21 protein-coding genes are annotated in these 20,519 nt (G+C 71.9%); 11 read left to right on the forward strand and 10 right to left on the reverse strand.

The genetic code is table 11. From position 1 onward, the window contains the following. A partial coding sequence (locus ACYVPE_RS30450; RefSeq protein ID WP_461036978.1) for a PucR family transcriptional regulator occupies positions 1–800 on the reverse strand: 800 nt, incomplete at its 3' end. 45 nt (positions 801–845) lie between these two features. Between ACYVPE_RS30450 and ACYVPE_RS30455 the strand changes: the two genes are divergently transcribed. The 3 genes from ACYVPE_RS30455 (at position 846) to ACYVPE_RS30465 (ending at position 5,221) form a co-directional block, all read left to right on the forward strand. After that, positions 846–2,189: an extracellular catalytic domain type 1 short-chain-length polyhydroxyalkanoate depolymerase gene (locus ACYVPE_RS30455; protein WP_461036979.1), complete on the forward strand. Its 1,344-nt coding sequence runs from the start codon at positions 846–848 to the stop codon at positions 2,187–2,189. A gap of 40 nt (positions 2,190–2,229) precedes the next feature. Then, positions 2,230–3,591 carry an SGNH/GDSL hydrolase family protein gene (locus ACYVPE_RS30460; protein ID WP_461036980.1) on the forward strand — a complete coding sequence of 454 codons (1,362 nt, stop codon included), beginning with the start codon at positions 2,230–2,232 and terminating at the stop codon, positions 3,589–3,591. A gap of 226 nt (positions 3,592–3,817) precedes the next feature. Beyond that, positions 3,818–5,221 carry an MFS transporter gene (locus ACYVPE_RS30465; RefSeq protein WP_461037006.1) on the forward strand — a complete coding sequence of 468 codons (1,404 nt, stop codon included), beginning with the start codon at positions 3,818–3,820 and terminating at the stop codon, positions 5,219–5,221. A gap of 22 nt (positions 5,222–5,243) precedes the next feature. Here the strand turns inward: ACYVPE_RS30465 and ACYVPE_RS30470 are convergent, their stop codons facing one another. Further along, positions 5,244–6,539 carry an SGNH/GDSL hydrolase family protein gene (locus ACYVPE_RS30470; RefSeq protein WP_461036981.1) on the reverse strand — a complete coding sequence of 432 codons (1,296 nt, stop codon included), beginning with the start codon at positions 6,537–6,539 and terminating at the stop codon, positions 5,244–5,246. A 215-nt stretch (positions 6,540–6,754) separates the two neighbouring features. Between ACYVPE_RS30470 and ACYVPE_RS30475 the strand changes: the two genes are divergently transcribed. Beyond that, positions 6,755–7,831 (forward strand): amidohydrolase family protein, encoded by a 1,077-nt coding sequence (locus ACYVPE_RS30475; protein WP_461036982.1) that lies wholly within the window; start codon positions 6,755–6,757, stop codon positions 7,829–7,831. Between the two features lie 47 nt (positions 7,832–7,878). Here the strand turns inward: ACYVPE_RS30475 and ACYVPE_RS30480 are convergent, their stop codons facing one another. Both ACYVPE_RS30480 and ACYVPE_RS30485 read right to left on the reverse strand, forming a co-directional pair. Further along, positions 7,879–9,210 (reverse strand): enolase C-terminal domain-like protein, encoded by a 1,332-nt coding sequence (locus tag ACYVPE_RS30480; protein ID WP_461036983.1) that lies wholly within the window; start codon positions 9,208–9,210, stop codon positions 7,879–7,881. A 24-nt stretch (positions 9,211–9,234) separates the two neighbouring features. Continuing rightward, complete coding sequence (locus ACYVPE_RS30485; RefSeq protein ID WP_461036984.1) at positions 9,235–10,572, reverse strand: gluconate:H+ symporter; 1,338 nt, start codon at positions 10,570–10,572, stop codon at positions 9,235–9,237. A gap of 229 nt (positions 10,573–10,801) precedes the next feature. Here ACYVPE_RS30485 and ACYVPE_RS30490 point away from each other — a divergent pair, with 229 nt between their 5' ends. Next, entirely contained in the window at positions 10,802–11,572 is a 771-nt protein-coding gene (locus ACYVPE_RS30490) for an IclR family transcriptional regulator (RefSeq protein ID WP_461036985.1), read from the forward strand. Positions 11,573–11,612: 40 nt separating this feature from the next. On the opposite strand, the gene ACYVPE_RS30495 is transcribed toward ACYVPE_RS30490, so the two are convergent. Then, positions 11,613–12,020 (reverse strand): hypothetical protein, encoded by a 408-nt coding sequence (locus ACYVPE_RS30495; RefSeq protein ID WP_461037007.1) that lies wholly within the window; start codon positions 12,018–12,020, stop codon positions 11,613–11,615. Between the two features lie 79 nt (positions 12,021–12,099). On the opposite strand from ACYVPE_RS30495, the gene ACYVPE_RS30500 reads away from it, so the two are divergent. The 4 genes from ACYVPE_RS30500 to ACYVPE_RS30515 all read left to right on the forward strand — a co-directional run bounded on the left by ACYVPE_RS30500 (position 12,100) and on the right by ACYVPE_RS30515 (position 14,349). Beyond that, entirely contained in the window at positions 12,100–12,570 is a 471-nt protein-coding gene (locus ACYVPE_RS30500; protein ID WP_461036986.1) for a MarR family winged helix-turn-helix transcriptional regulator, read from the forward strand. A 27-nt stretch (positions 12,571–12,597) separates the two neighbouring features. Then, entirely contained in the window at positions 12,598–13,467 is an 870-nt protein-coding gene (locus ACYVPE_RS30505) for a haloalkane dehalogenase (RefSeq protein ID WP_461036987.1), read from the forward strand. 73 nt (positions 13,468–13,540) lie between these two features. After that, on the forward strand, positions 13,541–14,005 hold the full coding sequence (locus tag ACYVPE_RS30510; RefSeq protein WP_461036988.1) for a hypothetical protein: 465 nt from the start codon (positions 13,541–13,543) through the stop codon (positions 14,003–14,005). Beyond that, positions 14,002–14,349: a hypothetical protein gene (locus ACYVPE_RS30515; RefSeq protein ID WP_461036989.1), complete on the forward strand. Its 348-nt coding sequence runs from the start codon at positions 14,002–14,004 to the stop codon at positions 14,347–14,349. Before ACYVPE_RS30510 ends, ACYVPE_RS30515 begins: the two co-directional genes overlap by 4 nt. A gap of 214 nt (positions 14,350–14,563) precedes the next feature. Here ACYVPE_RS30515 and ACYVPE_RS30520 read toward each other — a convergent pair whose 3' ends face one another. Then, complete coding sequence (locus tag ACYVPE_RS30520; RefSeq protein ID WP_461036990.1) at positions 14,564–15,757, reverse strand: RNA-guided endonuclease InsQ/TnpB family protein; 1,194 nt, start codon at positions 15,755–15,757, stop codon at positions 14,564–14,566. A gap of 152 nt (positions 15,758–15,909) precedes the next feature. On the opposite strand from ACYVPE_RS30520, the gene ACYVPE_RS30525 reads away from it, so the two are divergent. Then, positions 15,910–16,860, forward strand: a complete 951-nt coding sequence (locus tag ACYVPE_RS30525) for an SMP-30/gluconolactonase/LRE family protein (protein ID WP_461036991.1) — start codon at positions 15,910–15,912, stop codon at positions 16,858–16,860. Between the two features lie 12 nt (positions 16,861–16,872). Here the strand turns inward: ACYVPE_RS30525 and ACYVPE_RS30530 are convergent, their stop codons facing one another. Beyond that, positions 16,873–17,652 (reverse strand): calcium-binding protein, encoded by a 780-nt coding sequence (locus tag ACYVPE_RS30530; RefSeq protein WP_461036992.1) that lies wholly within the window; start codon positions 17,650–17,652, stop codon positions 16,873–16,875. Positions 17,653–17,807: 155 nt separating this feature from the next. Between ACYVPE_RS30530 and ACYVPE_RS30535 the strand changes: the two genes are divergently transcribed. Further along, the gene (locus ACYVPE_RS30535; RefSeq protein WP_461036993.1) at positions 17,808–18,641 is read left to right on the forward strand and encodes an NmrA family NAD(P)-binding protein; all 834 of its coding nucleotides are present in this window, start codon (positions 17,808–17,810) and stop codon (positions 18,639–18,641) included. A gap of 302 nt (positions 18,642–18,943) precedes the next feature. On the opposite strand, the gene ACYVPE_RS30540 is transcribed toward ACYVPE_RS30535, so the two are convergent. The 3 genes from ACYVPE_RS30540 to ACYVPE_RS30550 are packed head-to-tail and all read right to left on the reverse strand — an operon-like array spanning position 18,944 to position 20,374. Further along, entirely contained in the window at positions 18,944–19,309 is a 366-nt protein-coding gene (locus ACYVPE_RS30540; protein ID WP_461036994.1) for an AQJ64_40280 family protein, read from the reverse strand. 8 nt (positions 19,310–19,317) lie between these two features. Continuing rightward, positions 19,318–19,512 carry a hypothetical protein gene (locus ACYVPE_RS30545; RefSeq protein WP_461036995.1) on the reverse strand — a complete coding sequence of 65 codons (195 nt, stop codon included), beginning with the start codon at positions 19,510–19,512 and terminating at the stop codon, positions 19,318–19,320. Positions 19,513–19,525: 13 nt separating this feature from the next. After that, complete coding sequence (locus ACYVPE_RS30550) at positions 19,526–20,374, reverse strand: helix-turn-helix domain-containing protein (protein WP_461036996.1); 849 nt, start codon at positions 20,372–20,374, stop codon at positions 19,526–19,528. Between the last annotated feature and the right edge of the window lie 145 nt (positions 20,375–20,519).

Below are 20,519 nucleotides of genomic sequence, written 5' to 3' on the forward strand. Positions count from 1 at the left end.
ACCGCGACCGGGCCCACCTCGCCGTGGCCCACCCCCCCCTCGGCCGGCGGCCCGGCCACCGCGAACCGCAGCGCCAGCGCCGCCTGTTCGAGGGACACCCGGGCCCGCAGCGCCTCGGTCGCGCCGCCGACCCCGATCCGAAGCCGGCCGCGCACCGCGGCCAGCAGCTCGGCCACCGGCGAGCCGCTGCCCGCCGCCCGGTCCTGCATCAGCGCGACGCCGAGCCCGCCGAGCCTGGCCACCCGCAGCGTGCCGGCCACCGCGCCCCGGCCGAGCAGCGCCCGCGCCGCCACCTCGGCGGCGTCGGCCTCGGCCGCCGCGAACGCCAGGACGCGCAGCGGCGGTTCGGGGGCCAGGCCGAGCAGCCGCAGCGCCCTGGCCCGGTCGGCGACGGACTCCCGGCCGGCCAGCGCGACCTCCACGAGCGCCGGGTCGGCGACCCGCAGCGGATGCTCAAGGGTGTGGGCGACGATGGCCAGCCACTCCACCACCAGCTCGTCGAACGGCCCGGCCGCGCCTGGCCGTTCGAGCCAGACCCGGCCGGCGGGGCGCAACGCGGCGTCTCCCGAGACCCGCCCCGGCGGGCCGGCCAGCGCCGCGCCGTCGGGACCGGCGCGGAACACCCGGCCGCCGGCCAGCTCCACGCCGACCGGGCACTCGGCGAGGCCGGCGGCCGACCGCACCAGGGCCGCCGGGTCGAGCCGGCCGGCGCCGAGCAGCGCCTGGAAGTGCGCGATCACCCGCACGGCGGCGGCAGCGTCGGCGTCCAGGGACGACAGGCGCAACAGCAAGCCCTTCACAACCGCAAGTCTAGAAAAGGAACTCGAAAGGACAAGGTCACGGACATGGCCAACAGAGCCGCCCACAGAGCCGCCAACCGACCCGACAGAGCCCACAACAGGGCCGCCCAGCACCTCCGTTCGCTCCTCGCCACGCTGTTGGCCGGCGTGCTGCCGCTGCTCGCGGCGCTCCTGGTGACGGCGCCGCCGGCCTCCGCCGCGACGCTGACCGAGGTCACCAACTTCGGCACCAATCCCAGCGGTCTGCGCATGCACCTCTACGTGCCGGACAACGTCGCCCAGCGGCCGGCCGTGCTGGTCGCCGTCCACTACTGCACGGGCTCGGGCCCGGCGTTCTACTCCGGCACCGAGTTCGCGTCGCTCGCCGACCGCTACGGGTTCGTCGTCGTCTACCCCTCGGCCACCCGCAGCGGCAACTGCTTCGACGTCTCCTCGCCGCAGGCCCTGACCCGCGGCGGCGGCAGCGACCCGGTGGGCATCAGGTCGATGGTCGACTACGTGCAGCGCACCTACTCGAGCGACCCGGACCGGGTCTTCGTCACCGGCGCCTCGTCCGGCGCGATGATGACCAACGTGCTGCTCGGCGTCTACCCGGACGTCTTCAAGGCCGGCGCCGCCTTCGCCGGCGTGCCGTTCGGCTGCTTCGCCACCACCGACGGCTCGTCCTGGAACAGCGCCTGCGCCCAGGGGCAGATCTCCCGCACCCCGCAGGACTGGGGCACGCTGGTGCGCAACGCCTACCCCGGCTACTCGGGGCCGAGGCCGCGCATGCAGATCTGGCACGGCACCAACGACGACACGCTGCGCTACCCGAACTTCGGCGAGCAGGTCAAGCAGTGGACCAACGTGCTCGGCGTCAGCCAGACGCCGGCCCTCACCGACAGCCCGCAGGCCAACTGGACCCGCACCCGCTACGGCGCCACCGGCGCCCAGGCCCCGGTGGAGGCCATCAGCCTGCAGGGCGTGGGCCACAACGTGCCGCAGTCCGGCATGGCGGCCCGGGTCATCGAGTTCTTCGGCCTGAACAACACCACCACGCCGCCCCCGGGCGGCGGCGATCCAGGCACCCCGGGCGCCTGCCGGGTCGCCGTCACCACCAACGCCTGGAACACCGGCCTCACCGCGTCCCTCACCATCACCAACACCGGCACCGCCCCGGTCAGCGGCTGGTCGCTCCGCTTCACCCTCGCCTCCGGCCAGACCATCACCTCCGGGTGGAACGCCAGCTACAGCCCGAGCAGCGGCACGGTGACCGCCACCAACGTCGCCCACAACGCGAGCATCGCGGCCGGCGCCAGCGTCTCCGTCGGTTTCCAGGCCAACCACACGGGCAACTCGGCGGCGCCGACCGGGTTCGCCCTCAACGGGGCGTCCTGCACCGCCGGTTGACAGCGAGGCCCGAACCGACATGAGAAAGGGGCGCGTTCCCATGCACGTCACGTTTGGTAGGCGACGAAGTCAGCGACGCGGCACGTCCTGGCTCGGCCAGTTGGCGGCCGTGGGGCTGCTCGCCGTCGCGCTGATCGTCGCCTCGTCGGCGGTCGGCGCGACCGGCGCCGGCAACACGGCGCCCGGCGGCCGGCACTGGGTCAACACCTGGACGGCGATGCCGCAGTTGACGGAGCCGGGCAACATGCCGCCGGCCCCGTTCACCCAGGACGGCCTGGTGCTCGACGACGCCACGCTGCGGCAGACCGTCCGGGTCACGATCGGCGGCGAGCACGCCAGGCTGCGCTTCTCCAACGCCTTCGGGGGCGCGCCCCTGCCCATCACGGCCGTCTCGGTGGCGCTGCCGCGCGACGGGCAGGCCGGCGTCAGCGCCATCGAGCCGGGCTCGGCCCGGGGGGTCACCTTCCAGCGCCAGCCGTCGGTGACCATCCCGGTCGGCGCCCAGGCGGTCTCCGACCCGCTCGACCTCGACCTGGCGCCCGGCACCAACCTGACCGTCACCGTCTACCTGGCCGACGGGCAGGCGTCCGACGACATCACCTCGCACCCGGGTTCGCGCACCGCCTCCTACCTGCTCGCCGGCGACCACGTCGCCGCCGACGACCTGCCGGGGGCCACCCGCACCGACCACTGGTACTTCCTCAGCGGCGTCGAGGTGTGGTCGCCGAGCAACACCGCGGCGGCCGTCTTCGTCGGCGACTCGCTGACCGACGGCCGGGGCTCCACCACCAACGGCAACGACCGCTGGCCCGACCAGCTCTTCGACCGGCTGCGGGACCGGCGGGACACGTCGGGCGTGGCCGTGCTCAACCAGGCGGCCGGCGGCAACCGGATCCTGGACGACGGCCTCGGCCCCAACCTGCTGGCCAGGATCGACCGCGACGTGCTGGCCACCAGCGGCGTCTCCTGGCTGGTGGTCTTCGAGGGGATCAACGACATCGGCACCGCGCCCGCCACCCCCGAGGCCCAACGGGCGGTCACCGCCCGGCTGATCGCCGCGTACGAGCAGATCGTGGTCCGCGCGCACGCCCAGCGGATCCGGGTCTACGGCGCGACGCTCACGCCGTTCGGCGGCAACGACCTGTACGACGACCCGGGCGGGCTGCGCGAGGAGAGCCGGCGGGCCGTCAACGACTGGATCCGCTCCAGCGGCCGGTTCGACGCCGTCATCGACCTCGACGCCGCCGTCCGCGACCCGGCGGCACCGGACCGGCTGCTGCCGGCGGCGGACGTCGGCGACGGCCTGCACCTGAACCCGACGGGCTACCGGATGCTCGCCGACGCGGTGCCCGCCCGCCTCTTCCGGCCGGCGCCGCTCCCCGTCGACTTCGGATTCGAGTGATATTCGCCCTGAATTCGAACCGTCGATTTGCTTTTTCCGGCGGAATCCTTGCAAGGCCCGGGAGCCACTCGGGCCTTGCAAGGAGAAACAACGGATTGTCAAGGGCGACATTGACCACACCGGGATTCGCCGGAATACGGCCCTCACCGGCCCTGAAGCGCTGCCAAACGCTCCGCTTGTCAATGCCGCGGCGGACCGCTTTTCGTCTGCGGCGCCGTCGTCGCTGATCGCGCCCGCCTCGACGGCGACGACCAGGCCACCACCCACACCCCAGCCAGCCGCCGCGCCCCGCCACGCCACGTGGCGGGCGAACCCGCCTACCGCACGCCCCGCGCAGCGGCCCGGCGGCCGGGCCGGCGACCTGTTCGGCCGGCGGCGGATCTTCCAGGTCGGCATCGCCGTCTTCACCCTCGCCTCGCTGCTCGGCGGGCTCGCCACCAACGAGGCGGTGCTGATCGCCTCCCGGGTTCTCCAGGGCGTCGGCGCCGCGCTCGCCGCGCCCAGCGCGCTGGCGCTGATCGCCACCACCTTCCCGGCCGGCCGGCCGCGGAACACGGCGATGGGCGTCTACGCGGCGATGGGCGGCCTCGGCGCCACCGTCGGCCTGCTGCTCGGCGGCGTGCTCACCGACGCCCTCGACTGGCGCTGGGTCTTCTTCGTCAACATCCCCTTCGGTCTCGCGGTGCTGGCCGGCACCAGGACCCTGGTCGAGGCCGACCGCGACCACGGCCGGCTCGACGTCCCGGGCACCGTGACGGGCACCGGCGGCCTGCTCGCCCTGGTCTACGCGATCACCAGGGGCGGCGAGCACGGCTGGACCGACGGCCTGACGCTGGTGTCGTTCGCGGCCGCCGTCGCGCTGCTGCCGTCGTTCCCGCTGATCCAGGCCAGGAGCGGGCACCCGATGCTGCCGCTGCGGCTGTTCGCCGACCGCAACCGGTGGGGCGCCTACGCGACCATGCTGTTCATCGGCGCCGGCATGTGCGCGACCTTCTACTTCCTCACCCTCTACATGCAGCTGATCCTGGGCTACAGCCCGGTGCGCACCGGCTTCGCCTACCTGCCGTTCAGCTTCGGCATGGCCGCGGCGGCCGGCGTCAGCTCCAAGCTGATCGCCCAGCTGCCGCCCCGGCTGATCGCCGGGCCCGGGCTGCTGCTCGCCGCCGGCGGCATGTTCTGGTTCGGGGCCCTGGAGCCCGGCTCGTCCTACGCCGGCCACCTGATGCCGGCGATGTTCGTGACGGCCCTCGGGCTCGGCCTGAGCTTCGTGCCGATGACGCTCGGCGCGGTCGCCGGCGTGGCGGACCGGGACAGCGGCGTCGCCTCCGCGGCGCTCAACACCGCCCAGCAGGTGGGCGGCGCGCTCGGCCTCGCGGTGCTGACCACGGTGTCCGCGGCCGCCGCCGACGACCGGCTGCCCGACGCGGCCGCCGCCCTGTACGGGGCGCTGGCCACCGGCGACCGGGAGCTGGCGGCCCGCGCCGCCGACGCGCTGACCCATGGCTACGGCATGGCGTTCCTGGCGGCCACCGGCCTGTTCGTGGCCGGCCTCGTCGTCACGGCGCTGGCCGTGAACGCCGGGCGGCAGCACCCCGCGGAGGGTGCCGCCGCCCCCGCCCACCTGGGCTGAGGAAGCCGCGGGCCGCGGCCGGTCACCGGTGCCGGAAGGCGTCCAGTGGCACGGCCGAGGCCAGCGCCTCGTTGCCGGCGTCGTTGAGGTGCAGGTGGTCGCCCGAGTCGTAGGCCGGATTCAGCCGGTCCGGTTCGGCCGGGTCGCGGACGGCGGCCTCGAAGTCGGCGACCGCGTCGAACTCCCCGCTGTTCCTGATCCAGTCGTTGACCCGCAGCCGCACCGCTTCGTTCTCCGGGGTGTGGAAGCCGAGGGTGTCGCCGCGGAACGGGGTGATGGTGCCGCCGATGACGCGGACGCCGCGCTCGTGCGCCCGGTCGATCAACCCCTGGTAGCCGGCGATCAGTTCGGCTGCGGTGACCCGCTCGGACGCCGGGGCCGAGCGGGTGCCTGGCTGGCCGATGTCGTTGATGCCGAGGAACAGGATCAGGTGGCCGACCCCTGGCTGGCTCAGCACGTCGCGCTCGAACCGGGTGACGCCGGCCTGCCCGAAGTACGCCGCCCACGCGTGGGCGGGCGAGCCCGCCGGCGGGTTCGGGTCGCGCAGCAGCCGGTTGCCGCTGATCCCGGCGTTGAGCACACCGGTCTCCGGCAGCCGGGGCCCGGCGGCCCGCATCCGCTCGGCGAGGAAGTCGGACCAGCGGTGGTTGCTCGACAGGCTCGACCCGACGGTGATCGAGTCGCCGAGCGCCACCACCGCGTCGCGGGCCTGGCCGCGCACGCTGACGCCGGTGAGGAAGTACCAGCGGTCGGTGGTGGCGGTCGGGGTGATGGCGGCGTCGTCGGCGACGTTGCCCGCCGCCACGTAGTTCTCCTGGTTGGCGTAGGCGTTGAGGGTGGCGCCCGGGGTGCGCTCCGGCAGGTGGACGCTGATCACCAGGTCGGCGGCGGCCGGGATCCGCAGCCCCACCGGGTCGCTGACCAGCCGCTCACCCGGCTCCACGGTCACCCGTGACCGCCCGTCGAACGTCAACCGCCGGTCCGTGCGCGGCAGCACGCTCGATCCGGGCCCCTGGGGGTCCTGCCTGGCGATCCTGGCCTCGCCGATGACCAGCGGCTCGGTGCCGAACTCGTTGGAGAACCTGACGCGCAGCGCGTCGCCGCCGACGCTGGCGCGCACCACCTGCCGGATCGTCTGGTCCTGGAAGGTGGTGGTGTCGCTGACCGGCCTGGTGGTGGGGGCGGTGGTCCAGGCGCCGACCCAGGACCGCCCGCCCTGGCCCGCCGCGGACGCCTGGGCGGGCGACAGCAGCAGGGCGCCGATCAGCAACGCCAACACAAGGGCCGCCATGCGGCCGATGACTCTCAGGGGCTTCAACGGGATTCCCTCCGCCACGGGTTGACGCCGGTTGAGACGTACCCCAAGCACCGTGCCCCCGCGGCCCACGCGACACACCCGACAACCGTCGGCCCCCCGGCCCGCGCCAGCCGACGCCCAACTCGCGCCACGCCCTAGGGGGACCGCCTGAGATGCCCCGGAGAACGCCCGACCACCCTGTCGCCCACCCATGACACCTGTTAGCTTTCATTGACATGACAGACACGACATATGGGAAGCCGAGCAGGCGCACGCTGTTGGCCGCCACCGGCCTGGCGGCGGCCGTCACGGCCGCCGGCCCCGCGTCGGCCGCCTCGGCGGCCCCGCTCAGGGCCAGGCCGGCCGGCCGCATCGACGTCCACCACCACGCCGTGCCCGACGAGATGCGGCGCTGGCTCGTCGAGATCGGCCTGATCCCCGAGGAGGGCGGCCCGAGTTGGGCGCGGTGGACCCTGGAGGAGACGCTGCGGACCATGGACGACAACGGGATCGCGGCGGGCGTCGCCTCGGCTCCCGCCCCGGCCGAGCTCTTCCGCGACCGGTCGCTCGCCGAGGACGGCGTGCGGGTGTGCAACGAGTCGCTGGCGGCGCTCGTCGCCGAACACCCGTGCCGCTTCGGCTTCTTCGCCAACGTCGCGGCCCTCCACCCGGACCTGGCGATCGCCCAGGCGGCGCACGCGTTGGACGAACTCGGCGCGGAGGGCGTGCTCCTGATGACCACGGCGGGCGGCAGGTACCTCGGCGACCGCTCCTTCGACCGGCTCTTCGACGCGCTGAACGAGCGCCGGGCCGTCGTCTTCGTCCACCCGGGGGAGCTGCCCGAGGGCACCACCGAGCTGCCGGGCATCCCCGACTTCATCGGGGACTACCCGCTGGACACCACCCGCGCCGCGCTGAACCTCGTCGCCTCTGGCACCCTCGACCGCTGCCCCGACCTGTCGATCGTCCTCTCCCACGCCGGCGGCTTCCTCCCCTATGTGGCGGGCCGCGCCGTCTCCGCCGGGCGCCAGGGCGAGGGCCCGGCGCCCGAGGCGGTCGCGCGGGCGGTGCGGCGCTTCCACTACGACACGGCGTTGCCGATGTCTCCCTACGCGACGCCCTCGCTGCTGGCGGCCGTCGGCTCGGATCGCGTCCTGTACGGCAGCGACTGGCCGGCCAGGCCGGCGGACGAAGTGGGCAGGATCACCGCCGAGTTGGACGCCGACCCGCTCCTGGACGCCCGGGCGCGCGAGCGCGTCGACCGGCGGAACGCCCTGCGGCTCTTCCCCCGGCTGGCGGCCCGGCTCGCCTGACCGGCCGAGGGCTGGCGGGGGCCGGCCGGGGGCCGGCCGGGCGGCCGTTACCGGACGAGGCTCGGCCGCTTGTTGTCGAAGGTCCAGCCGGGGATCAGGTACCGCATCGCGGTCGCGTCGTCGCGGGCGCCGAGCGCGCGGCTCAGGTAGAGCTCGTGGGCGGCGAGCAGCCGGTCCTCGTCGAGCGTGACGCCGAGTCCCGGCGCGTCGGGGATGGCGATCTCGCCTTCGACGATCCTCGGCGGGGCGACGGTCAGCCGCTCCAGGCCCTCCTGCCAGATCCAGTGCGTGTCCAGGGCGTTGTACTCGCCGGGCGCCGCCGCGCCGCAGTGGGCGACCATGGCGAGCGAGATGTCGAAGTGGTTGTTGGAGTGGCACCCCCAGGTCAGCCCGGTCGCCTCGCACAGCTGCGCCACCCGGACCGAGCCGCGCATCGTCCAGAAGTGCGGGTCGGCGAGCGGGATGGTGACGGCCTTGAGGGCCAGCGCGTGGGTCAGCTCGCGCCAGTCCGTGGCGATCATGTTGGTCGCGGTGGGCAGCCCGGTCGCGCGGCGGAACTCGGCCAGGATCTCGCGCCCCGAGTAGCCGGCCTCGGCGCCGCACGGGTCCTCGGCGTAGGCGAGCGTGCCGAGCAGCGGCCGGCACAGCTCGACCGCCTCGCGCAGCGACCAGGCGCCGTTCGGGTCGAGGGTGATCCGGGCCTCGGGGAACCGGGCCTTCAGCGCGGTGATCGCCCGCACCTCCTCCGCGCCGGCCAGCACCCCGCCCTTGAGCTTGAAGTCCCGGAAGCCGTACAGCTCGTGGGTGGCCTCGGCCTGCCGCACGATGGCCTCGGGGGTCAGCGCCTCCTCGTGTCTGATCCGGTACCAGGTGGCGTCCACGTCCGGCTCCCTGGCGTACTCCAGGTCGGTGCGGTCCGGGTCGCCCACGTAGAAGAGGTAGCCCAACACCCTTACCGAGTCGCGCTGTTGACCCTCGCCGAGCAGCGCGGCGACCGGCACGTCGAGGTGCTGCCCGAGGAGGTCGAGCAGCGCGGACTCGACGGCGGTGACGGCGTGCACGGTGGTCCGCAGGTCGAAGGTCTGGGCGCCGCGGCCGCCGGCGTCCCGGTCGCGGAACCGGGCGCCGATCTCGCGCAGCACGCGCTGGTAGTCGGCCAACCGGGCGCCGACGACGAGCGGTTCGGCGTCCCGCAGGGTCCGGGTGATCCGCTCGCCGCCCGGCACCTCGCCGAGTCCGGTGCGGCCTTCGGAGTCGGTGAGGACGACGACGTTGCGGGTGAAGTAAGGGCCGTGCGCGCCGGAGAGGTTGAGCGCCATGCTGTCCCGGCCGGCGACCGGGTAGACGGCGAACGCGGTGACGGTCGGCTGCTGGCTCATGATCTCGTTGCTGCCTTTCGGATGTCAGATGTTGAGGACGTCGAGGACCCGGTCCATGACGAGGACGCCGCCGAGGCCGAGGACGGCGAGCACCGTGGTGTAGGTGGTGCGGGCCTTGAGTGCCTGGACGACGGTGAGGTTGAAGTACTCCTTGAACATCCAGAACCCGGGGTCGTTGACGTGCGAGAACGCGATCGAGCCGCAGGAGACGGCGAGCACCATCAGCTCCGGGTGCACGCCACTGCCGGCGAGCAGCGGCTCCACGACACCGGCGGCGGTGACGACGGCGACCGTGGCCGAGCCGAGGGCGATGCGCAGGATGACGGCGACCAGCCAGGCCAGGATGATCGGCGAGACGCCCCAGCCCTCGGTCAGCTCCTGGATGTAGTCGGAGATCCCGCCCTCGACCAGGACGTTCTTGAACGCGCCGCCGGCGCCGATCACCAGCAGGATCATGGCCATCGCCTTGGCCGCCGAGACGCAGGAGTCGCTGACCTCCTCCAGGCTGCGGCCGACCCGCGGGCCGAAGGCCCAGACGGCGAGCAGCAGGGTCAGCAGCAGGGCGATCGGCGCGGCGCCGACGAAGGTGACGAACGGCAGCGCGCCGTTGTCGTCGGGGACCGCCATGTCGTAGACGGCCGCGCCGGCGATCAGCACCACCGGCACCAGCGCGACGGACAGCGACCAGCCCATGCCGGGCATCTCGTCGTCGGTGAACTCCCGCTCGGTGACGAGGCCCTTGGGGATCTCCGGGTCCATCCGCCGGATGAACGGCAGCCGCGGCCAGACCAGCGCGATGGCGGCGCCGATCGGGACGGCGAAGAACAGCCCGTAGAAGAGGGTGAGTCCGACGGAGGCGTCGAAGGTGGTGGCGACGGCGGTCGGCCCGGGGTGCGGGGGCAGGAAGCTGTGCATGGTGGAGAGCGCGATGGACATCGGCAGCCCGACCCACAGCAGGTTCTGGCGGGTGACGCGGACGATGGTGAACGCGACGGGCACGATGATCACGAAGGCGACCTCGTAGAACATGGTGACGCCGATCAGCATGGCCGTCACGACCATGGCCACCTGGACCCAGCGGACCCCGAAGGCGTCGACGAAGTGGCCGGCGATGCGTTGCGCGGCGCCCGAGTCCCCCATCACCCGGCCGACCATGGCGCCGAGCCCGACGACCAGCATGGTGTCGCCGATCTGGCCGCCGACGCCGTCGGCGAGGACGTCGGATATCTCGGCCAGCGGTATGCCCTGGACGAGCGCGACCCCGACGGCGACCAGCAGCAGGGCGACGAAGCCGTTGAGCTTCAGCCGGGTCATGAGGAGCAGCAGGATCAGCACGCTGATCCCGACGACGAGGAGGGGCATGCGTGGTTCTCCTTCGAACCGCTGTGGTAGCGCTGTTGAACCGCTGTGGACCGTTCTCCGGCGATCGGCTCAGGCGTCGACGCGTTCGAGCCTCGCCACTCCTGTTCTCATACATGAACGTCATCCCCATACAGAAACCGTGTCTCCGTATGGGGATGGAAGGTAGGCGCGGCGAGGCCCGCGGTCAAGAGGCGGCCGGCCGGCTCCACCGTCGATCTACGATCACCACATGAGTGTGAAGTCGGCGTTGCGGACCGTCGCCCTGCTGGAGCTCCTGGCGGAGCGCGGCGACCGCCCGTCCCGGCTGCGCGAGCTCTCCGAGGAGTTGAACGTGCCGCGCAGCAGCATGTACTCGCTGCTCCAGACCCTCGTCGACCAGGGCTGGGTCCGCACCGACGTCACCGGCGCGCTCTACGGCATCGGCATCCGCGCCCTGCTCGCCGGCACCAGCTATCTGGACAGCGACCGCCGCGTCCGCCTGGTCCGCCCCTTCCTCGACGAGGCGTCCGACGCGCTCGGCGAGACCATCCACCTGGCCCGCCTCGACGGCCGGAACGTGGTCTACCTCGCGACCCGCGAGTCCCACGAGTACCTGCGCACCATCAACCGCGTGGGCCGCCGGGTGCCCGTGCACGCCGGCGCGCTCGGCAAGGCGCTCCTCGCCGAACTCCCGGACGACGCCCTCCCGTTGCCCGCCACCGGCAAGCTGGCCGCCCTCACCCCGCACACCCTGACGGACCGGGCCGCGCTCCTCGCCGACCTGGCCGCCACCCGCGAGCGCGGCCACTCGATCGAGCACGAGGAGACCGTCACCGGCATCGCCGGCTTCGGCTTCGCCCTCCGCTACGACTCCCCCGCGATCGACGCCATCAGCTGCTCGGTGCCGCTGGCCCGCCTCACCCCGGAGCACGAGCGCGAGATCGTCTCGGTGATGCGGGAGATCCGCCACCGCGTCGAGTCGCTGCCGCCGCGCGGCACCCGCGAGCCCGAGTGGCGCTGACGGCCCGCACCGCCGGGCGGTCAGGTCAGGTCAGATCAGGTCAGGCGGGGCCTCCGAAGCCGCGGGCGTCCTCCACGTGCACGACGCGCGGTTCGGCGCCGTCGTCGTCCCGCTTTCCGCGCCCCGCCAGACCTATGACCACCTCCGACGCGTCGCCGCCGACCTCGTCGGGGGCGACATAGGTGAGCACGTCGTGGTGGTGCCCCGTGACCACCCACCCCTCAACGTGGTCGGGGGTGATGACGCCGAAGTCCCCGGCGGAGGAGCCCGCGTGGACGGGGCCGAACTCCCGGATGATCCGGGTGGCCTGCTCCGCCAGATCCTCCTCGGGTGCGGGCTCCGTCAGCACGACGCACGTCCCGTTCTCGAACAGGACCCAGGACTTGTGCGGGGCGGCCAGCAGCCGGCGCCACACGTCGACGAGCATCTCGGTGTTCACGCCGCCCATCATGCCCGCCGGCACTGACAAACGATCACCCTCCGACATTTAGTAGCCATGGCTACAGTAGCCATGTACGGTATCTGCCATGAGCAACGCACCGACCGGGCCCGCTTCCGCGCCGTCCCCCACCCCCGGCCACCTGGTCTGGCGGCTGTCGATGAAGTGGCGCGTCGCCGTCGACCGGGCGCTGGCGCCGCTGGGGCTGACCCACGCCCAGTACGTGATGCTGTCCTCGCTGTACGGCCTGGGCCGCGCCGGCCGGCGCCCCAGCCAGCGGGAACTCGCCGAGCACACCGGCCTCGAGGCGCTCTACGTCTCCAAGTTGGCGCGCTCACTGGAGGCCGACGGGCTCATCGAGCGGGTCCGCGACCCGGCCGACACCCGCACCATGCGGCTGACCCTCACCGACCATGGCCTGGACACCGTCCGCCCCGCGCTCGGCACCGTCGCGGAACTCCTCGACCGGCTGCTCGCCCCGCTCGGCGGCCAGGACGATCCACGCGCCGCGGCGTTCGCCGCCGACCTGACGGCCCTGCTCGCCGCCCCCCTCGACTGACCCACCGCACTCTTGGAGATCGACGCCGTGCCCGAGATATCCGTCCTCGACTCGACCATCCACTACCGCGAGACCGGCACCGAAGACGACGCCGCGACGACGTTCGTCTTCCTGCACGGCAACCCCGGCTCGTCCCACGGCTGGCGCCACGTGCTGCCCGGCGTCGGCGCCGGCCGGCTCCTCGCGCCCGACCTGATCGGCATGGGCCGCTCGGGCAAGCCTGACCTCCCGTACCGGTTCGCCGACCACGCCCGCTACCTGGACGCCTGGTTCGACGCCCTCGGCCTGGACCGGGTGGTCCTCGTCGGCCACGACTGGGGCGGCGCCCTCGCCTTCGACTGGGCCGCCGGACACCCCGACCGGGTCGCGGGCGTGGCCTTCTTCGAGACCATCGTCCGCCCCATGGCCTGGGACGAGCTCTCCGAGCAGGCCCGTGCCCGTGCCGAGAGGATCCGCACCCCGGGCGTCGGCGAGGAACTCTTCCTGAAGCAGGACCTGTTCGTCCGCCAGGCGTTCACCGGCGGCGTGCTCACGCCCGTCGCCGAGGCCGATCTCGCCGAGTACCTGGCGCCCTTCCCGACCCCGGACAGCCGCCGCCCGATCCTGGCCTGGGCCCGCCAACTGCCGCTCGGCGGCGAGCCAGCCGACCTCGTCGCCCGTGTCGAGGCGTACGGCGCGTGGCTCGCCGAAAGCCCCGAAGTCCCCAAGCTGCTGCTGACGTTCGAGGGCTCCCCCACGCTGCTGATCCGCGAGGAACTGGCCGCCTGGTGCGAGCGGCACGTCGCCGCCCTGGAAACCACCCACCTCGGCCCGGCCGGCCACCACGCCATGGAGGACCGCCCCGCCGACATCGCCACCACGATCTCCGCCTGGGCGGACCGCCACGACCTGCGATAGCCGGACACCGGGGCACGGCCGCGCCGCCACGGCCATCGGGAGAATCTGAACTAGTTCAGATATGCTGGTCACCATGAGTGTCGAGACCTACTCCTACAGCGCCTTCCTTCGCGGCCCCTCCGACGTGCTGCCCTCGCTGGCCCACGCGGACGTGATACTGGAGCGTCGAGATCAGGAGAACCTCGTGCTCATGCGCGAGGAGCGGTTCACGGCGTCGCTGGCGGGACTCCGACTCGCCGCCCGTTCGCTGGCCGTCCTGGCACAGCGGCACGAGGCGCTGGCCGAGGAACTGTTGGTCGAGGAACTTCCGTGGCTTCGCTGGCTGCCGGAGGAAGAGCGTCCGATCTGTGTCCGCGAACTGCTCGCCGACCTGCGGGCCGGCGCCGAGACCGGGCTGCTCCTCCCCTTCGCTCACGATGTGGCCTCGTGGCGATCCACGGCGGAGGCGTGGGCGGATCCGGATCTCGCCCGCGAGCTCCAGGGGCCGTTCCCCGGCGACGGCCCCGAGCTGACACCCCCGGGCGAGGCCGCCGCATGACCGGCAGGCTCGGCGAGTTGCCGCGTCCGCGTCCGTGGCGGGTCCGCGCCGCGGATCGTCAAGCGTTCGTCGGCTGGCAACACCTCCTCCGCCACGCACCGGAGAACCTGGACCGCGCCTGGGTGGCCATCACCTCGGACCCACGCCGCATCGACCAGCGCCAGCATCCGCTGAAGGGCGCCCTCGGCGTCGTGAAAGTCGGTGGAGAGGCATTGGACCAGTGGCAGTACGAGGTGACTGGCGGAGGCCGCGTCTGGTACGCGATCTCAGAGGAATCGCGCACCATCTGGATCACTCGCGCGGGCCCGGGGCACCCCAAGAGGACGGAGTCCCGACATCGCTGATGGCGCCGTCCCGGCGGCCCTCGTGCGGGGGTAGCCGGACACCGGCCACCGGTGTGATCCGCGACTCTCCGGTCGGTCGGGATCTTGCGGTGACCAGGCGTTGTTGCGCAGGCTTCACCTCGGGTCGTCGCGGATCCTCGGGCCGTGGCGGCGCGCCGCCGATCTCGGAAGGAAGCCCGCTTGACTTCCTCCCCCTCCTGAAGGAGGGGGATTCCTACGGCTCGCGCCGTGGGGTTTTCTGCTTCGTCGCCGACTGCCCGCCCGGAGTTCTCCGTTGAGGTCTTACACCGGCTCCACAGACTGTCACCGCCAGCCCGGCGGCCTTGAGGTTCTTTGCCGCGTTCACGTCCCGGTCGTGGGTCGTGCCACAGCCCTCACACGTCCAGGTACGGACGTGCAGCGGCATGCTCTCGGCGAGGGTGCCGCAGTGGGAGCACAGTTTGGAGGAGGGGAAGAAGCGGTCAACCGCCACCACGTCCCGCCCGTACCACGATGCCTTGTACTCCAGCATGTTCCGGAACTCCGACCACGCCGCGTCCGAGATGGCGCGGGCCAGACTCCGGTTCCTGACCATGTTCCGCACGGTCAGGTCCTCGATCACGAGCGTTTGGGTATCACGCACGAGCCGAGTGGACAGTTTGTGCAGGTGATCGCGCCTGCGGTCGGTGATACGGGCATGGATCCTGGCCACCACGCGCCGGGCCTTGGCCCGGTTCGCCCCCTCACCCTTGGCCTTCCTCGCCAGACGGCGCTGCGCCAGGGCGAGGCGGGCACGGTCCCTTCGTTCGTGCCGGGGATTGGCGATCTTCTCACCCGTCGAGAGGGTCAGCAGGTGATCAAGTCCCACATCGATGCCAACCGCCACGTCGCTCGTGGGGAGTGGCTTCACGGTGGGGTCCTCGCACAGCATCGAGACGAACCAACGCCCCGCGCTGTCCTGGGAGACCGTCACCGTCGAGGGGGAGGCGGCCTCGGGAAGCGGGCGCGACCACACCATGTCCAGGGGTTCGCGCATCTTCGCCAGATACAGCTCACCGTCCCGGAAGCGGAACGCGGAGGTGGTGTACTCGGCGGACTTCCGCGATTTCTTCCGCGACTTGAACCGGGGATACCTCGCCCGCTTGCCGAAGAAACTCGTGAACGCCGCCTGCAGGTGCCGCAGCGTCTGCTGGAGCGGGACCGAGGACACCTCGTTGAGGTAGGCCAGCTCCTCGGTCCTCTTCCACACCGTCAACATGGCCGAGGTCTGGTTGTAGTTCACCCGCTCCTGCCGCGCCCACGCCTCCGTACGAGCCGCGAGCGCCAGGTTGTAGACCTTCCGCACGCACCCAAACGTTCGCGACAGCTCAACCGCCTGCGCATCGCTCGGATAGAAGCGGTACTTGAACGCCCGCTTCACACACGACATATTCACAAACTAGTGCGCCACCAGTTGAAGATCAAATCCTCGGGTCAGAGCACCGCGATCCGCCTTGGCGGCGCATCACAACCCCTTGCCCTGCTCCGCAGGAGTCCGATTCCTCCCCCGCCTGAAGGCGGGAGTTTCCACGGAGATTCCAGATGAGCCGCGAACTGCCCGCGCTGTACGAGTGCCTCGACGACCGGTTCCGCGCCGGGCGGTGCATGAACGGGGACGCCGGCCTCGAGGTGCTGCACACCGGCTGCCGCTGGGTCGAGGGGCCGATCTACGTGCCGGCCTGGCGGCAGCTGATCTGGAGCGACATCCCCAACGACCGGCTGCTGCGATGGGACGAGGAGACCGGCGCCGTCAGCGTCTTCCGGCGCTCCGCCGGCCACCCGAACGGCAACACCCTGGACCGCGAGGGCCGGTTGATCACCTGCGAGCAGGGCAACCGCCGGGTCACCAGGACCGAACACGACGGCACGATCACGGTGTTGGCCGACCGCTGGCAGGGGAAGCGGCTCAACAGCCCCAACGACGCGGCGGTGAAGTCCGACGGCTCGATCTGGTTCTCCGACCCGGACTTCGGCATCACCAGTGACTATGAGGGCCACCGCGCGGAGAGCGAGATCGGCCGCAACAACGTCTACCGCGTCGACCCGGCCAGCGGCGAGGTGCGGCTGGTCGCCGACTGCTTCGGGGCCCCCAACGGCCTGGTCTTCTCGGCGGACGAGCGCCGGCTGTTCGTCTCCGACACCGGCTCGGGCGTCGTCCGCGTCTTCGCCGTCCGCGACGACGGCACCCTCTCGGACGGCGACGTCTTCGCCACCGCCCGCGAGGGTGCGCGCTTCGACAACATCCGCTTCGACGAGGACGGCCGACTCTGGGTCGCCGCGATGAAGGACGGCGTCCACTGCTACGCCCCGGACGGCACGCTGATCGGTCGCCTCAACATCCCGGAGACCACCGCCAACATCGCCTGGGGCGGCACCAAGCGGAACCGCCTCTTCATCGCCGGCGACACCAGTCTGTACTCGGTCGTCATGGGCGTCACCGGCACCCACCCCACCGGCCCCGGCCACCGCCGCTGGCGCGCGGCGGCCGGCTGACGGCCGCGTCGCCTAGTCCTGACGGATCACGTTGTTGCCTGGCCCGCCGGAGATCTCGTCCACGCCCGCGCCGCCGTACAACCGGTCGTCGCCGCTGTTGCCGAAGATGAGGTCATCGCCGGCGTCGCCGTGGATCTCGTCGTTGCCAGTGCCGCCGTGGAGTTCGTCGTCGCCGGCGTCCCCGTGGATCAGGTCGTCGCCCTCCTGCCCGTAGACCACGTCGTTCCCGGGGCCGCCGTACAGCCGCTCGTCCTCGCTGTTGCCGATGATGGTGTCGTTGCCCTCGTCCCCGTATGCCTCGCCCTCCAGGATCGGGCGGAGCGTGTCGTTGCCCAGCCCGCCGCGGAGGACGAAACCACCGGCGAGCGTGTCGTGCCCGGCCCCGCCATCGGCTTCGTGGAACACGCCGCTCAGGTTGACACTGTCGTCGCCGTCCTCGGCGTACACGATGGCGATGCCCGTGGTGCGGACCACGACGTTGTCGTCACTGTCGCCGACATCGACATGCACGCTCGGGATGTCGCCCACGCCCTGGATCAGGCAGTTGACCACGGTGGGGTCGGTCTCGTATGGGTGAAAGCAGTTCTCGCCCGGGCTGATCGGCACCGAGTCGTTGAACACGTAGTACTTGTCCGAGCCGTTGCCGGCGGCGACCTGCGTGACGGCCAGGTTGTTCTCCTGGCCGACGCCCGCAGTGTAGATCGCCGAGTTCCAGGAGGCCCAGACGGTGGCACTGTCGGCCGCCGAGGCCGGCGCCGCCGTCCCGAGACCCACCCCCGCCACCACGGTCACGGATAAGACAATGAACCCTTTTCGCATCATTCCCCCACGTGTTGACTCGCCTGTTGGACTCCCGTCACGGCCCCTTGGTTGTAGCGCGGCGGCAGACGGTTGACCTCAAGTCCCGTTGAACTCCTAGCGTCGTCCATGTCGAAGGGAGTGCGATCGTGACGACGACACTGGTGACGGGTGCGACCGGCAACACGGGCCGGCACGTGGTGGCGGAACTGGTCCGCCGAGGAGAACGGGTCCGGGCGCTGACGCGCGATCCGGCCGCGGCGGCCGGGAAGTTCCCGGCCGAGGTGGAGGTGGCCGCCGGCACGCACACCGAGCCGGCGGCCCTGGGTACCGACGTCCTGGCCGGCGTCGACCGCCTGCACATCACCGTGACGGCCGGACTCGCCGAGGTCGGCCCCGAGTTGGTGCACCGCGCCGTCGAGGCCGGGGTGCGGCGGATCACCGTGCTGTGGGGCGGCGAGGCCGGGCCCGTCGAGAAGGCGGTAGCGGACTCGGGCGTCGAGTGGACCCGTCTCGAGCCGCAGGAGTTCATGTCCAACACGCTGACGTGGATCGACTCGATCCGGGACGAGGGCGTCGTGCGCGAGCCGTACGACGTGCCCAGCGCGGTCGTCCACGAGGCGGACATCGCCGCCGTGGCGGCGGCCGCCCTGGTCGAGGAGGGCCACGCGGGGCGCGTCTACAACCTCACAGGGCCCGAGTCCCTCTCACTGCGGGAGCGGATCGCGATCCTGGGGCGGGGCGTCGGCCGCGACATCGCCTTCGCGCCGATCACCCACCGGCAGGCCGTCGACCGGCTGATGGCCACCGGCGTCTCACGGGCGGACGCCGAGTACGTCATCGACTGGTACGCGACGCCGCCGCCCGAGGCCACGACCGTCGTCGACACCGTCGAACGCGTCACCGGCCGCCCGGCGCGGACGTTCGCCCAGTGGGTCACCGAACACGCGGACCGGTTCCCGCGCCAGGGCGTGATGCCCTGAGGTGCCGGTGGGCGTTGCGCTCGGCGGCGGCGTGCCACCAACCGGGCGGGGACGGGCCGGTGATCTCCGCGGTCGGCTGGTCGGGACGCAGCCCGAGCCGGCGTAGCGCATCGGGGCGTACGCGGACGTCGAACCAGCCGTGCCAGCGGTCGTCATGGCCGATGCCGCAGGACAGGTCCCCACGGACGTCGTCCGGAGCCGTGAACGGCATCCGGTCGATGCCGCGGTCGCGTAGTCAAGCGCGTGCGGCGGCCATCGGGGGGAGACGGCCCAGGTTCTCGTAGGCCGCGATGGTGATCCAGTCAGTGCCCGGCGTGTCCATGGGGACCATGATGCGCGTTCCGGAGAGCCGGCCGCACATCCTCCCCGAGAACGGCGTGCGTGGTCCCGCCCGGCAGGGTGGGCAACTCGGCCCAGTGGGTCACGGATTCATCGCTGGTGAGGCCGTAGGGCAGACGGACCACGCCGTCGGAGTCGACGAAGCAGTCCCTGTGCTTCGCCCCGTCCGCGCCCAGGTGCAGAGTCGTGAAGTACATCGGCCTCACCAGCCAGAACTCCTCACCGTCGGCCGGATACCGGCCGGTGATCGCCGCCGCCACCGGCGTGCCGCTGCGCGGCAGCCGCTCGCGTGCGTCGACCCACGTCACCGAGCTGTCGAGATGCGTCATCTCCGCCCTCACGAGAGAAGGTGGTCGGCCTTGCCGGCCTTGATCTCACGGATCAGCGCGCCGAGCGCCTCACGGCTGTCGGTCAGGTACCGCCCCTCCTGACCGGCAACGGCTATGTAGGCGCGACCGTCGGCGTCGGTCCCGATGCGAAAGCAGTTCGAGCTCTCCGCGCAGAACGGGTCTTCCCAGGTGATGTCAGGCATGGCTTCGTCTCCCTCAGGAACCGGTCAGGCTGTGAATGAGGTCTCGGGACCCGCCGGCATCGAGTGAGACCGCGTCCATCCAGTCCAACTGTGACCGGTACTTATCCAGTTGGGCCGAAGCGTGGGTGAACAACGGGCCGTGCGCCGAGTCGAGCTGGACGGTGTCCAACTGGGGGACGACACCGGTGGCATAGAGCAACGCCTGCCCGGCACCCGGGAACGCGCCGGCGGAGAACGGCACCACGCGCACTCCCACGTTGGCACGCTCGCCCAACTCGTTGAGGTGCGTGAGTTGCGTGCGCATGACCTTCACGCCACCGAACTCGATACGGAGGGCCGCCTCGTGAACATAGGCCGTGTAGTCGATCGGATTCTCGCGGTGAAGTACCTGCTGCCGCTGAACGCGCAACGCCACGCGTAGCTCGACCTCATGGCTGGACAGCGGCGGCAAGGCCGCATTGGCCACGGCTCGGGCGTAGCCATCGGTCTGAAGCAGCCCCGGGACATGGAGGAAGGCACCCGCGCGAACCGCCGTGGCGTGCCACTCCAGCTCCGTGATGTCGATCAGGCCAGCCGGAAGCTGCCCCCAGTAGGTCTCCCACCAGCCCTTCAAGGTGCCGTCGGCCATCGCTGCCAGCGCGTCGACGTAACGCGAGTCCTGGCAGTCGTAGTTGGACGCGAGGGTGCGCACCCGTTCGGGCGTGATGGCTCGAACGCCGGACTCGATGTTGGAGATCTTGGTGCGGTCCGTCCCCAGCAGCCGCGCGGCGAACTCGGTCGACCGACCCGCGTCCTGCCGCATCTTGCGCAGCTCTGCCCCCAGCCGCTTCTGTCGTTCGGTGGGAGAACTCCTCGGTGGCATCTGTCGCTTCCCTTGACCAGTGTCGGCGCCAGTCTGCCGCCCAGGCGCTCCGCAGGTCCACCCTACGGGTGGCATTTACCTTGAGCCAGTGGCAATTACCACCACGGCGGCGTACCTTCGGTGGTGCGACGCTCACACGCGGCGA

This window comes from Streptomyces mayteni (assembly GCF_054783955.1).